11 protein-coding genes and 2 pseudogenes are annotated in these 13,231 nt (G+C 33.7%); 6 read left to right on the top strand and 7 right to left on the bottom strand.

Features of this window, described 5'->3' with window-relative positions; genetic code table 11:
- Positions 1-41 precede the first annotated feature (41 nt).
- A complete protein-coding gene (locus tag MHI04_RS15970; RefSeq protein ID WP_036125924.1) occupies positions 42-269 on the top strand; it encodes a hypothetical protein in 228 nt (75 codons plus the stop codon).
- Positions 270-320: 51 nt separating this feature from the next.
- Here the strand turns inward: MHI04_RS15970 and MHI04_RS15965 are convergent.
- A pseudogene (locus tag MHI04_RS15965) lies at positions 321-621 on the bottom strand (IS3 family transposase); the annotation flags it as partial.
- A 341-nt stretch (positions 622-962) separates the two neighbouring features.
- Between MHI04_RS15965 and MHI04_RS15960 the strand changes: the two are divergent.
- From MHI04_RS15960 to MHI04_RS15945, 4 genes are all read left to right on the top strand, one after another.
- On the top strand, positions 963-1,448 hold the full coding sequence (locus tag MHI04_RS15960) for a DinB family protein (protein ID WP_340811822.1): 486 nt from the start codon (positions 963-965) through the stop codon (positions 1,446-1,448).
- A gap of 267 nt (positions 1,449-1,715) precedes the next feature.
- Positions 1,716-2,330, top strand: a complete 615-nt coding sequence (locus MHI04_RS15955; protein WP_058844346.1) for a hypothetical protein — start codon at positions 1,716-1,718, stop codon at positions 2,328-2,330.
- Between the two features lie 34 nt (positions 2,331-2,364).
- Complete coding sequence (locus tag MHI04_RS15950) at positions 2,365-2,976, top strand: hypothetical protein (protein WP_058844347.1); 612 nt, start codon at positions 2,365-2,367, stop codon at positions 2,974-2,976.
- Between the two features lie 639 nt (positions 2,977-3,615).
- A complete protein-coding gene (locus tag MHI04_RS15945) occupies positions 3,616-4,197 on the top strand; it encodes a hypothetical protein (RefSeq protein ID WP_342535011.1) in 582 nt (193 codons plus the stop codon).
- A gap of 455 nt (positions 4,198-4,652) precedes the next feature.
- On the opposite strand, the gene MHI04_RS15940 is transcribed toward MHI04_RS15945, so the two are convergent.
- From MHI04_RS15940 to MHI04_RS15915, 6 genes and pseudogenes are all read right to left on the bottom strand, one after another.
- Positions 4,653-5,117 (bottom strand): hypothetical protein, encoded by a 465-nt coding sequence (locus MHI04_RS15940; RefSeq protein WP_036124246.1) that lies wholly within the window; start codon positions 5,115-5,117, stop codon positions 4,653-4,655.
- A 17-nt stretch (positions 5,118-5,134) separates the two neighbouring features.
- Positions 5,135-5,521 carry a hypothetical protein gene (locus tag MHI04_RS15935; RefSeq protein WP_340809288.1) on the bottom strand — a complete coding sequence of 129 codons (387 nt, stop codon included), beginning with the start codon at positions 5,519-5,521 and terminating at the stop codon, positions 5,135-5,137.
- Positions 5,522-6,024: 503 nt separating this feature from the next.
- Positions 6,025-6,126 (bottom strand): YjcZ family sporulation protein, encoded by a 102-nt coding sequence (locus MHI04_RS15930; RefSeq protein WP_139149540.1) that lies wholly within the window; start codon positions 6,124-6,126, stop codon positions 6,025-6,027.
- A 574-nt stretch (positions 6,127-6,700) separates the two neighbouring features.
- Positions 6,701-8,164 (bottom strand): annotated as a pseudogene (locus MHI04_RS15925) (serine hydrolase domain-containing protein).
- Between the two features lie 201 nt (positions 8,165-8,365).
- The gene (locus tag MHI04_RS15920) at positions 8,366-9,493 is read right to left on the bottom strand and encodes a hypothetical protein (protein ID WP_036124253.1); all 1,128 of its coding nucleotides are present in this window, start codon (positions 9,491-9,493) and stop codon (positions 8,366-8,368) included.
- A gap of 642 nt (positions 9,494-10,135) precedes the next feature.
- A complete protein-coding gene (locus tag MHI04_RS15915) occupies positions 10,136-11,140 on the bottom strand; it encodes a hypothetical protein (RefSeq protein ID WP_340811815.1) in 1,005 nt (334 codons plus the stop codon).
- Positions 11,141-11,545: 405 nt separating this feature from the next.
- Here MHI04_RS15915 and MHI04_RS15910 point away from each other — a divergent pair, with 405 nt between their 5' ends.
- Positions 11,546-13,213: a spore germination protein gene (locus tag MHI04_RS15910; protein ID WP_036124257.1), complete on the top strand. Its 1,668-nt coding sequence runs from the start codon at positions 11,546-11,548 to the stop codon at positions 13,211-13,213.
- Positions 13,214-13,231 lie beyond the last annotated feature (18 nt).

Here is a 13,231-nt window from a genome sequence, read left to right as displayed (position 1 = left end):
CTATTTGTCCCATGATATGGATAGATGGGGGGTGTTGGTTAATGGATTATGAATATACTGTAAAGTTTTACTTTGAAGAAAGTCGTGAAGAAGAATATAAAATCAAGACTAATATTGGACAAGAAACTTTTGCAGAAGAAATTACTAATGGATTCAATGAGAAGTCCTGGTATTCATTTACTGAAACAGAAAATTATAAAACGGTATTAATTAATACTAAAAATGTTTATAAGGTATCAGTAGTGCAAGACACTGTAGAATTTGATTAATCATAATAAGTCACATCCAAAGGTAGTGACCTTTTAATGTTAAAGTTTTAGTTATGCAGCTAATTGGCTGGCATGAGTTCGGTAATTTACTGGGCTCAAGCCAGCCAGTTTTTGTTTTAATTCGTTCATTATTGTAGTAATCGATAAACTTCTCTATTTTCTTTTTTAACGCTTCATAGGAGATTCATTCTTCCCCGTCATATATTTCTTGTTTGAGTAAATCAAAGAAGTTATCCATTGCGGCATTGTCTGCACAAGTTGTTTTACGAGATATGCTTTGGAAAATCTTGTTTTGTTTTAATGTTTGCCCCCACGAATTATGTTGATAATGCCACGCTTGATCTGAGTGAATGGTCGTATGGTATTTTACACGTTCATGAATGATTAGGAGCACTAACCCATCACAAAATCGAGTGTCGGGCATTTTGATATGCTAAAGCAATAATCTCACCATTATATAAATCCAGTATTAGGCTTTTTCGTCTATATGTCTGTTACGACTTTTTGAAGGGTATACGGTACTGAAACGACGGTTTAAACGTTCCCAAACAGTGCCTTTATATAATTTATAGCGTGATTTGCGTACGAATTTCTCACATTTGAAGGAATTAAAGAGAAGGAATCCTAACTCTATATGAAGAAGTAGTAACTTGTTGAGATGACTCAATCATTTTTAATTAAGGAGGAACTTTTTTGCAATTACTTTTTAAATATAATTGGATGGTAAGAGAAGACTGGTTTCGTTGGTGTGACGAGTTGAGTGAAGAAGAGCTTTTGCAAAACCGACCTGGTGGAATGGGAAGTATATTACATACACTTTTCCATATAATTGATGTCGAATGGAGTTGGATACGACTTTTACAAGGTAAAACTGATTTTCAGGAGAGTTTTGAGGAATATAATAGCTTGGAAAAGGTTCGTAAATTGGAAGCTGAATTTCATTTAGAAGTAGAAAACTTTGTAAACCAATGGGACGACAGTATGGAAGAGCGTTTACTCCATAATACATTAGCAGATGGAAGGATTGAGACACATACATGGGGTGAAGTCATTCGCCATACGATTGCACATGAAATCCATCATATAGGACAGTTATCAATTTGGGCTAGAGAGATGGGAAGAGAGCCTATCTCTGCAAACCTAATTAGACGGGGTCTCTCTTCATCATTGAAGGGTTAGAGGTAGGGACCAAATAAATATAAATAGATGGAAAGATTTAATAAGTTTTTAATATACCGATTGATAAAAAGCTATAAAAATAGGTTTTAGATAGAGGAAAATGAAAACATAGTAATGGATAGAAAAAGTAAAAATAGCTTTGATATCAGACACTCTCGCATGAGGGTGTTTTTTTATTGATAGGAGTAAAAAATGTAGAAATATGAAAATAATCATAGAATTACCTCGATTATCCATGTATATTTGTGGAGAAGGGAGTTTGAATAAATGAAAAAATTGCTTATTTTACCACTTATTTTGCTACTAGGTATTTTGTTAGTAGCTTGTAGCCAAGGTGATGAGAGTGGTAAGAAAAAAGAAGGTGCTGAAAAAGCATCAGAAGAAACATTAAAAGTGGATAAAGGACTTTTAAATGTTGAAGTTACCATACCGGCTACACTTTACAAGGGACAAGACATAGATTCTATTATTTCGGAGGCAAAAAATAGTGGAATTAAGGAAGTTATTAAGAATGATGATGGATCTTTAACTTATAAAATGTCTAAATCCGAGCACAAAAAAATGATGAAGGAATTAAAAGAAAGAATAGTAAAAAGTGTAGAAGAACTTAAAACAAGTGAAGATTTTGCTTCTATAAATGATGTGGCTTATAACAAATCTTTTTCTGAGTTTACACTCACAGTAAATAAGGAAAAGTTTGAAGGTAGTTTCGATGCACTGGCATCCTTTGGGCTTGCTTTAGCAGGCATGTACTACCAATTATTTAACGGTGCAGACGTTGAACATTATAAAGTCACAGTATATATTAAAGATGAATCAAATGGAGAAGTATTTGATACTATGGTTTATCCAGATGAATTAAATGAAAATAACGATAAGTAACTTGAAGAGCACCTAATATACAGGAGGAGTTGTCATGAAAAAGCTAGGATTATTATTATTGGTGTCTATTTTATTGGTAGCTTGTGGTCAAAGTGATAAAAACAGCAGTTCAGATAACAAAACAAAAGAGTCTGTTGAGAAAAATGCAGAGGAAGAAGTTAAGGCATCTGAAAATAATGAAGAAAATGAACCAGAGGTAGAGGAAGTTCTGACGATTACTAAAGGTAATGTATTAGTAGTTGATAATTATGCAGAAATCACAATTAACAACAATATTTTTGGTAAACAAATTTCACCACCAAATCCAAGTTCTGTGTATACATATTACAAAAATGAAGAGGAGGGGGAAGTATACTTAGATACAATTATTTCAGTAAAAAGTTTACTAACAACAGGTCAAACATCTAATGAATTTGTAGATGTAAAAATTATTTATGATGGAAAATACGAATACAAGACTTTCTCAACAATAGAAAATCGAGGTGGATCAGATTTCACGTTTACAAATATTACATCAATTGAACCTCTGAAAAATGGTACACTACATTTTTTAGCTTCCGTTCCAGAACAAGTAGAGCAGGATGGGAAGCCGCTTAAAGCGATAATTACTGTAAAAGGGAAAACGTATGAACAAATAATTAGATAGCTATTTATTGTATTAAGCACTCCTATTTGGGTGCTTTTTACTATGTTAAAAAGAGACAGCAACTATTCGAACAGTAATCCAAATCGACGATCGTTTGAGCCAGCCATGAGAGTAATACAAGGCTGTTCAACTTATCTTTATATCTCCTAAAATAGGAAGCAATCAAGCTTCAAGGTAGCTACAGTTACCTCAAAAGTATCTAATAGTATAGTTTTGTTCGGCACACAACTCTCCGACAAGGAGGATAAAAAACATTTAGCGTGAAGCCATCTAGATGGTAATAAATCTTCTTCAAATAACATAGTAGTCATTTTAAATATCGTTTGCTACGTTCATGAGAAAACAATATGTGTAGACGAATATGCTTTGTTAAGATTAATAACATATTAAAAAAGTTTGCTAAGGTATAGTGAAAAATTTACTTGTTTAAAATAAGTTCATTCTTTGGGAAAGTAGCTTAGCTATATTTATAAATGCAATGTAGATGTCAGATTTTCTTTTCCTAGTTATTTAGCTTTATTGCAAGGACATTTTTTTAATTTGATTTATACTATTAACACTTAAAATGATTATTTTGTATTGAGTGGAATTTCCTAATTATGATACCATATAGATTAATACATATATGGAGGAATTATTATGGAAAAGAGTAAAATAAAGTTATTATTACTATGTTTATTGTATATTTTAATTCTATCAGCATGTAATCAGAAAGAAGAGCGTGTTGATAAATCAGGTGAGAATGAACAAGAAAAAGTAGAGACTTTACATCAAGAGGAAAAAGCAGTAACAACAAATCAAGATAATTTAGCTATCGAGAAAGCTTCCACTAATGAAGAGACTGATGAAGACAATCATTTAAATACATCTTTGACAGTAGTTTTAGAAGATGTTATTCCTAGAGATCCTAGTACTGATAATAATGTCTATGGATATGAATTAAATTTTATTATGAAATATATAAATCACACAGATAAAGACATTAAAGGATTTTTAGCAGAAACATATTTTTATGATATGTTCGGCGAGTTAGTATACAAGTCAGCAATGAAATATGAATGGGATGTTATTCCTGCAAATGGTTCTACAAACTTTAATACTGCTGTTGATTTAAATCAATTCAATGATGTAGATATGCGCTTTTATAATTTACCATTTGAGAATATGACTTTTAGCTATAAAATTAAATCCATAATCTTTACGGATGGAACAAGTATATAAAGCCTTACAATATGTTTATAAGATAACTTTAATTATCAAATAGTTTTTACATTCTTGCTTCTTGATTAAATAACTATTTATATAAATTAGCAAAAGTGTGTCGTTAATCGATAACATGAATCTGGATTTTTTTATAATACAATCCCATCACTACTGAAGGAGTAACGAAGATAAGCTTTACCAAACTCAGTTGAGAATAGATAAGTATACCCTTTCCATTCTCGCTCCTTACTAGATTACAGCAAGCAGTCGATAAAGCTTGGTTTGACAAAAAATGAACTGATTAAAGGAAAGCTAGAAGGTTTAAGATTATTTTTCGCAATTTCAATCATAGATGCAGTATCGCTAGACTACTTGAATAAAAAAAACCCCATAAAAGTTTAAATTAGTATCTGACTTTTATGGGGTTAGTTCATATGATTCTCTGTTTTTGGAAGGGAATTACTCCATTATTATTAATTAATTGCTTGTAATGAGTCTAACCCTTCTTTAAGATATACAAAACTTTTATATTTTATTACATTACTATCTACCGCCATCAAAGAATTTAAATATCTCTTTAATTCATTAATATAAGCACTTGTAAAATCGAATAAATCGAAAGTATGTACCCATTCATTATTACCAGATAATTGACTGTAGTTCGTAATAATGAGATTATGACCTTTCTTTTCAAAGCTAATAATATTAGCGTTTCCAAATGGGTCTAATTTTTGTACTTCATTTGTTTGATGAAGTCGTATTAATAACTCATTTAATTCAATTACAATAGTACTGTGCATAGTTGTAGAAAAGAGTAATTCTTCGACATCTCCATCACTAACTAATACTTCTAAATAACTATCGAAATAGTAATCATAACCAAGATCCTCGTTTTTTAAAACAAATATATCTTCATCGACATTAAATTTTATTCGCATGTAGTGCTCTCCTCTAATTATCTTTTAGTGATGACTGATTTCCCACTGGTTGGGTAAGAAGTTTTTATAACATAATTATCTGTCACAACTGTTGTCATTTCATCAATACCATATTTATTAGGTTTATATTTATATACCATAGTACCATCTTTTGGATTAACACTTGCTAATTGTCCTTTTTCTAGAGACTCCATAATTAAATTTTTAATTTTCGCCTCACCAAGGTGTTTTGGAAAAAGTGTTGTCCCTTTTGTAGCAGCAGTTCCTGACACATGTCTTTTATCAATATGTTGCCATCCAGTCTTAGAATTTCCATCCATTAAGATTCCTCTGCTATTAAACTTTTGAACTTTCCCTAATCCTGCTAATGCATTTACCTCATCCTTTTTACCGGATTTCTTCAATAAACTATAGATTTTCCCCGATTTTACGACTTTACCTGCTGGAAATAAAGAAATGATAGCAAGATTTATTTATGATGAAAAGCGAAAAATGAAAAACAGGCGACTTTATTTGCCATCTGTTCTATTTTTCTCTGCCATCTTTCAATATAAAACTTTCCTCGAATTGTGCATCTGGAATTTCTATCATTTTATTCAATTATGTCTAGCTTATTGGTTATATTGAACTAACGAAAATTGAAGTGAGAACAATAGCATTTCCTTAAAAAAGACGCCTAGTCCGATGAAAAGCTGGGAAAAGAACTGGCTTTTTCCCTAATTGTGGACTAACAAAATTTGACGAGGCAAGTTTTATAATGACATCAACAAGATGTTCTCACCATAACAAAAGGGTCACCAGCTGGAGGTGACCCTTTTGTTATGGTGCTGTAACGACATGATCGATAGTTGCCAATAATGAAGGCACTAGCTTATATTCGTTTTCTTACAGTGAAAGATGATTCATATTAATATTCTTTTTGCACGAAAGTTGCGCCTACAATAATTAAAAGAATAAATAGAACAACAATTAAAACGAATGTGGAACTATTATTTTTACCGTAGTCCATGCAATAACCTCCGCCATAGTCTTGACCAAAGCCTTGACTATAGCCTCCGTAACAACAATTAAAACCGCCTGTGTTTCCAAAGTATCCCATTGTGACCTCTCCTTTCTTCAATTTATTGTATGTGGGGATATTGAAAGGAGAGGGGTATTCGTCTAATTGATTATTCTATAATGACCCAATCCAGAATTGTAGCTAGTGTTTTAGCTTAAATGAAGCGGTGATGCTTTTATAAAAAAATAAATGTCAAGTTTCAAAAACGCCGCTTTTATTATTATTTAGTGTTAGTGCAATATGGGCGAACCAGCTTACCATTCATTGTTCAATTCATAAGACTACCCATTCTTTTTGCCTTTTTAATTTGCGCAGGTGAAAGTCTTCTGTCATCTCCTCAGCATTACGAATAGAATCTTAAAAAGTATAGAGGTGACCTTTCCTGTTTGGACCTACCATTTAATTTTCAACCTACAATGAAAATAGATGGATAAAATTCTTATCTATCATTTAAATGTGTGAAATATATCCATTGATTGTGACGAACTATCCTTCTTTTCTTCATCGAAAATGTAGGCGTTATCTAGATTTTCTTTTTTGTAGCAATGAGTGTAAACCCTAGTGAAAAATAGAGGAAACTTGCCACAATGGTGCTATACAACAATATCGTAATAGAAGTGGGAGCCCAAACTTTGATAAATGTCCAATTTAGGCCACCGAGTAAAATAGTGGGCGTAAAAAATATCGCGGCCAGTAGTGTAGTAGCGAGTACAAAATGTACAGATAAAAGGAATATTCTTTTGTAATTTAATTTTGCCAAACCACGTTGCTTGTTATAGAGGCTTTGAATATTTTTAAATAATAGGTAACAGAAGAAAATACTAATTGCGATGACGATAGCACTTATAATTGTTACAATTTTATCTAGCTTTTGATAGCTACTAACATGTTGATTTTGAATCGTTTTGCCTTCCCATAAATCCATGACCCCTTGTCCAATCGCTGTTGTAAAACTTGTATTCATATTGACTAAAATAGCTACGCCTATTTGTTCATCTGGTTGCATGATGAAATATGAAGTAAAGGTTGGATTTTCACCAGCATGGTAAATATATGGTTTATTGTCCTTTTCAACAACTGCCCAACCGTTTGCATAAAAAGTATTCGTATCAAAAGGCTCCACTGTTTGATCGGGAATATGGGATTCTTGAATGAGATTGTTACTGAGTGAATAGATTTCGCTGTTTCCTAACTGTAATTTCAACCATCTCGCTATATCATTGGCGTTACTGATGATATAGCCAGCAGGGATATTCCCACTGTAGACAGGTGGTATATATGCCTGCTCTCTCATAAGGCCAATTTTATAACCAGAAGCCATATTACTAGATTGTACTTGATGAACCCCTACAAAAGATTGATCCATGTTAATAGGTTGTAAAATATTTTGCTGGATTTATTGATCAAATGGCTGTTTCGAAACATGCTCAATAATTAGTCCTAAGACATCATAATTAATCGTTGCATATTCAAAGGAGCTACCTGGTTTGCGATTTAATGGATGATCCAGTAATGTTTTGACCGTTAGCTCAAGGGCGTTATCAGCCGTGCTTTCTGGAATACGAGTAATTGAATTAGAGGGAATTCCGCTTGTATGTGACAATAACTGCTGAATTGTCATGACCTGTTCCTCCCCTTTATAGGCTAATGATAACCAAGGGATATATTTTTGAACATTATCAGAGCGTTTTAACAAACCTTGATTTTCTAATTGCAGAATAGCAAGCGCCGTAAATGCTTTAGAGGTGGAGCCTAGCTCAAAAAGGGTATGAGAAGTGACAGGCGTTTTTGTTTTCATATCTGCAAAACCAAAGCCCTTTTGATATACCGTTTTCCCTTTATCAACAATGATTACCGAAAGGCCTAGGATTTCGCTAATGGTTTGCTGTTCCTCAATAAATTGATCAATTTTCCTAATTGTATCATTTGATGCAGCCTGTACTAATTTGGGTATCAAAATATAAAAGATCAATATTACAGCAATCATCATCGATTTTTTCATTAATCGTGTCATGTTGTTTTCTCCTTAGAATGAAATATATTTGTTACAACATGGATTACTATAACAACCAAAATATGGTCAAACCATCGATTAGCATGACTATTCGAGGGATAACATGACAATTTTGTCACATCAGAAAACTCAAAAAGGGCTACTCCTATATCAATAGGAGAGCCCCAATAAAATTTATTTAGTTTGCTCTGGAAGTAAATCTTGCCCATTAATTATGAGTTTAGATGCAGAGATGAGAATATCTTTATTGGCCTCATAATAAGGATCTAAAATTTTATAGAAGGCTTCCCATTGCTCACCAGCTTTTTCTTCTTCCCCATCTTTCTCAAGGGTAACAGCTTTTTCATAGTGTTGTTTTAATTTTGTGTAATCCGATTGACTAATTTCGAATTCAATATCAGCCATATATTCTTCAAAGGAAATTTGTTCATATTTAAAATGTGAGTTCAACTTTTCGTAGAATTGATCCCAAAGCTTCATTGATAACTCTTCGTTTTTATCTTTATCTGCTTTTTGAGCTTCATCATAGATAGATTTTAACTCTGTGAGTTCCTCTTTTGTCAAATCTACTTCCATGTCCGCCATGTATTGCTCAAACGTTAGTGGCGGATACAGCTCTTGGTGATACGGCTCAAGGATCGTGTAAATTTTATCTATTTTTTCTTGTGCCATTTCCGTTTTATCTTCTTTTGTGAATTTTATCCATTCTGTATAAAGAGTTTTCAACTGCTCTTTATCTTGAGCTTTAATAACAATGTTCTTTTCAGTAAATGCTGCTTCATTGATAAATTCTTCAAACGGCTCAGGTTGCCAGTTTGCTAATTCATAGGGTCTTGTGATGTTATCCATCGCTTGATAGAGACGTTCCATTTCCTCATAATTCTCTTCTTTTCCTGCTTTTTTCATGTCATGAAAGAGTTTTTCTAATTGGATTAACTCTTCTTTCGTTACGCCCTTAGGTAGTGATTTTTTGTACACATCAAAGGTATAGAAGTCCGAGTAATCCTCTATAATGCTACCTTCAACTGAAATTTCCTGTCCTTCCACTAGCTTCAATTGCTCGATTTGCTGATCAGAGAATTTGTGTAACCCAATATAATAATTTTTGCCATCTGTACCTTTGATAGTAAGGCCATCACCACCAAAATATTTAACGGTACCTTGTATTTTTTGTTCTATTTGCATTATGACATTATTTGTTGTTTCCACAGATGTTGCACCAGCTTGCAGCGGTGTTAATACAGCCATTCCTAGTGTTAGTGCTGAAGCCAATAGCCATGTTTTTTTAACAGGTTTTTTCATGTTTATCAATTCTCCTTTAGGTTAACTTGTGTTACCAATAATTAGACGTTTTACCAATTGAAAAGGTTTTATCTTTTTTAAAAATTTTTAAAGAAATCAAAAGAGCGGAGTTCAAGACATGCCCTCTCTTTTTTAGTACCCGATTGCTTTGAAAAATAGCCATTATTTACAGTACAACTTACACAAAAGATTGGGTCTTATTTAGATTGAAGGAAGGAGTATATGTACAAGGACATGACGAAAGTGTTTTCTATAGGGAGAAAGAGAACTGAACGTTACTATTCTGCAAGGAGAGGAGCATTTTCCGTTACGACCTAGTACGTCCTTGGAATTGCACGAGTAACGAAGGCATTAGTGCAGAGTATGATGGTTTTAGCTTTGTGCTCCTAATTGTTAGCTTTAGGAGCACCTTCTGATGAACATCAATTGAATTCTAATGTTTAAAATGTTCCACTACTACTGACTATAGTGAAAGTCTACCGATTTCAGTGGGTAAGCGAGCCTTTTTGAGACCCTGCACGTAGAGATAGCGAAGGAAGTAGCTTAACGCCAATCCACAGGACAGCGGGTAGTCTGAAATGGAAATCATTATTTTTTATCTGTTTATGTTAAATCAGCTTTCATAAAAAGTGAATGCCCTTTCTACTGTTCATCCTGGAAATAGATTTTATAGAATTTACGATTCGTTGCCTCATCATAGCCAACTTCAATCAGCTCATCTATTTGATCGATATGTTGAATATTTACTTGTATTTCAATGTTGGCATCCAGTTTGATTTTACGTTTATACTTCTTCTCAGCCTTTTCTAAAGCACTGTCCGAAATGACTGTTTCATAGGGTTTGACTGAGTTGATGATGATATCTTTTTGGCTAGCATCTGCTTGCTCAAATACGGTGTCGATATAATGGTTTACTTGAAACTCCTCTTCATTTCTAAAATAATCTAGTGTTTTATTCAGAAGTCCCAGCTTCTCCGTGTTTGTATAATTTTCTTCCTTTAAGATGTATTTTTTACATTCAGCTAATGCTAAATCCGTTTTATGATAATGTTCATCTGCTGCTTTAATTTTTAAAAATCGTTCTTGCCAATAAACAATATCTTCTTTACGTTTCGTTTTCATAAACACAGCAGGTGCTTGATCTGGTCCCATATCAACAATGATAGCCATATTATTTATTTTCTTGACGTTAATACCATCAACGCCGTTGATAATCATTTGATTGTGGTCATTTTTTACATCTAAAAATATTTCTTTTTCATCAATTTTGACAATGGCAATAACTTTTTTAGCTTCATTCAATAGTAAACAATTTTCGAACAAACCAATAAACAGTTCACCGCTTTTGATGTTTGGATGTTGTGAGACACTATGTAAGTGCCTAGCCATATTTTGTGACTGTTCTAGAAAGTTACTGTTCTGTTCAAAAATAGTCTTAGAATACGTAAAAACTTCATTAAGCTCAATATTGGTTTCATGGAAAAATTCGTATTGCTGCTCCATATCTATTTTACTAAATGCAAGCTGTGTAAAGGCTGCTTCTAGCATGACTTCGGGTTGAGACAAGGCTTCTTCTCCTAAAATAAGTGTTTCGCTCACAAAATGTAGACTATATTGTGCTAATTTACTTTCACTGACTTCTAGCATAAATTTCACCTTCTAATTTTTCATAGTAGCTAGTATACCATATCCTATTTAATAGATTTCATTTATCCTAAACATTAAAGGTGGAAATAAGGCATGAGAGGGGAATGGGGAGTCCTGCTCATAACGCATGAAATCAATGTCGTTAAAGAAAATTGGATTTAGAAAGTAAGTAGAATCGATATTGAAGAATACTTAGGAAAGACAAGTCAACTTATCCAATACTACAACAATTTATTAATACCAGTTCTCAAATTATTTGAGGCTGGTTTTTTTATGACTATCAAAGATCAGATGTCTTGTTTTGTGAAGAATGTTGGGGATTAGAAGTTTAAAATGCCGTTGCTTAGATAATGCTAAAAACATGTAGGGATACTCTGTACGATTGTACTAAAGAGGGTGATCAATATGTGGGAAAAGGTGATTTCCTATGTGCCGCATTGGCAAGTTTTTTTTCAGGGCTTTTTAGCATTTTTCATTCCATATTTGATTTTCAAATTGTTTAATGGTTTTTTTATTGTCAAAAAGGGCAACGGCAAAATTGATATAAAAGAATATAGTGATCAAAGTGAGACGGTGCATAAACCTATTCAAAAAACGTTAGAGCAATTTACAGGTAATTACAGTGAAGATCTCTTACTAATGAGGAAAGAACTTGGTCATAATTGGGATATTCATTTCAGAGAATTTCACATTGGAAATACTGGTAATCGTGCAGCTATCGTTTTTCTTAAAGGGTTATGCGATAAAGAGCTGATTGACAAGCATATTTTAAAATCATTAATGAATGGACTTTCAGAAAGTTCCACGTTGATAAGAGGTTATGAATTACAACAATTGATTGCAAATGAAATCCTACCAGTGAGTGATCTTATAGATGAATCGAATGTCATGAATTCCGTGGGAAAGGTATTAACTGGCTCTACTGTATTAATTGTTGACGGTATACCGAGTGTATTTATCATTGGTACCGCACATGGAAAGACTCGAAATCTTGAGGAGCCTGTTTCTGAAGCATTGGTACGTGGACCAAGGGTGGGCTTCACGGAAAAATTAAGTGTCAATACTTCTTTATTGAGGCAACATGGTGAAAACCAACATTTATCTATTATTGAAATGGAAGTGGGGGAGCGAATAAAAAAACAGTTAGTCTTAGCCTATATAGATGAAATTGTGGAACCTGATCTCGTCAAAGAGGTGAGGAAACGGATTGAAACGATCAATTTGGATGATGTAGCTGAATCAGGTTATATTGAGCAATTGATTGAGGACAATTATCTTAGTCCGTTTACGCAAGTACAGAGTACCGAGCGTCCTGATCGTGTTGTTGCAGCTTTACTGGAAGGACGAGTTGCAATTCTATTAGACGGCACTCCCTTTGCTTTAATTGTACCTGTCACATTTAATATGTTATTGCAATCACCAGAAGATTATTATGAACGTTGGTTGCCTAGCTCTCTTATCCGTTTGCTTCGTTATTTTGCTGCAGGTATCACTTTATTTGGACCATCCTTGTATATTGCTTTTGTGTCGTTTCATCAGGGGTTAATCCCCACTAAACTAGCGTTGTCTATGATGGGGACAAGGCAAGGGGTACCCTTCCCAGCATTAATCGAAGCTCTCATTATGGAGGTTGCCATTGAAATACTACGAGAAGCGGGCCTTCGCTTGCCTAAGCCGATTGGTCCGACAATGGGAATTGTTGGGGGGCTTGTCATTGGAGAAGCAGCAGTACAGGCAGGAATTGTTAGTCCAATTATGGTTATTGTTGTTGCATTAACGGCCATTTCTTCCTTTGCTATTCCTCAATATAATGCTGGCATCACGCTACGAATGCTGCGATTTGTCTCAATGTTTTCTGCTGCTTTATTTGGACTATATGGCATCATCCTATTTTTCTTATTCCTTTGCAGTCATTTAGTGAAACTAAAGAGCTTCGGCGTACCATATCTTAGTCCTACTGTTCCGTATAGAGCAGGTGACTGGAAAGACTTTATGGTTCGTATGCCGTTCAGGGTGATGAAACATCGTCCGAGATTATTAAAGCCAAAAGATTCTATCCGCAAAGGGAAATAAGAGGAAAGGAGAAAAACA

It is taken from the genome of Lysinibacillus sp. FSL K6-1151 (assembly GCF_038630755.1).
GTDB classification, from domain to species: Bacteria; Bacillota; Bacilli; order Bacillales_A; family Planococcaceae; genus Lysinibacillus; species Lysinibacillus fusiformis_D.
The sequence above is the reverse complement of the archived record's forward strand: the minus strand, read 5'-3'. Positions and strand labels throughout refer to the sequence as shown.

Excerpts from the sequence above, each read along its gene's own strand:
- MHI04_RS15940 (WP_036124246.1), bottom strand. The coding sequence starts at position 5,117 with ATGCGAATAAAATTTAATGTCGATGAAGATATATTTGTTTTAAAAAAC.
- MHI04_RS15955 (WP_058844346.1), top strand. The coding sequence starts at position 1,716 with ATGAAAAAATTGCTTATTTTACCACTTATTTTGCTACTAGGTATTTTG.
- MHI04_RS15950 (WP_058844347.1), top strand. The coding sequence starts at position 2,365 with ATGAAAAAGCTAGGATTATTATTATTGGTGTCTATTTTATTGGTAGCT.
- MHI04_RS15970 (WP_036125924.1), top strand. The coding sequence starts at position 42 with ATGGATTATGAATATACTGTAAAGTTTTACTTTGAAGAAAGTCGTGAA.
- MHI04_RS15945 (WP_342535011.1), top strand. The coding sequence starts at position 3,616 with ATGGAAAAGAGTAAAATAAAGTTATTATTACTATGTTTATTGTATATT.
- MHI04_RS15930 (WP_139149540.1), bottom strand. The coding sequence starts at position 6,126 with ATGGACTACGGTAAAAATAATAGTTCCACATTCGTTTTAATTGTTGTT.
- MHI04_RS15915 (WP_340811815.1), bottom strand. The coding sequence starts at position 11,140 with ATGCTAGAAGTCAGTGAAAGTAAATTAGCACAATATAGTCTACATTTT.
- MHI04_RS15910 (WP_036124257.1), top strand. The coding sequence starts at position 11,546 with ATGTGGGAAAAGGTGATTTCCTATGTGCCGCATTGGCAAGTTTTTTTT.
- MHI04_RS15920 (WP_036124253.1), bottom strand. The coding sequence starts at position 9,493 with ATGAAAAAACCTGTTAAAAAAACATGGCTATTGGCTTCAGCACTAACA.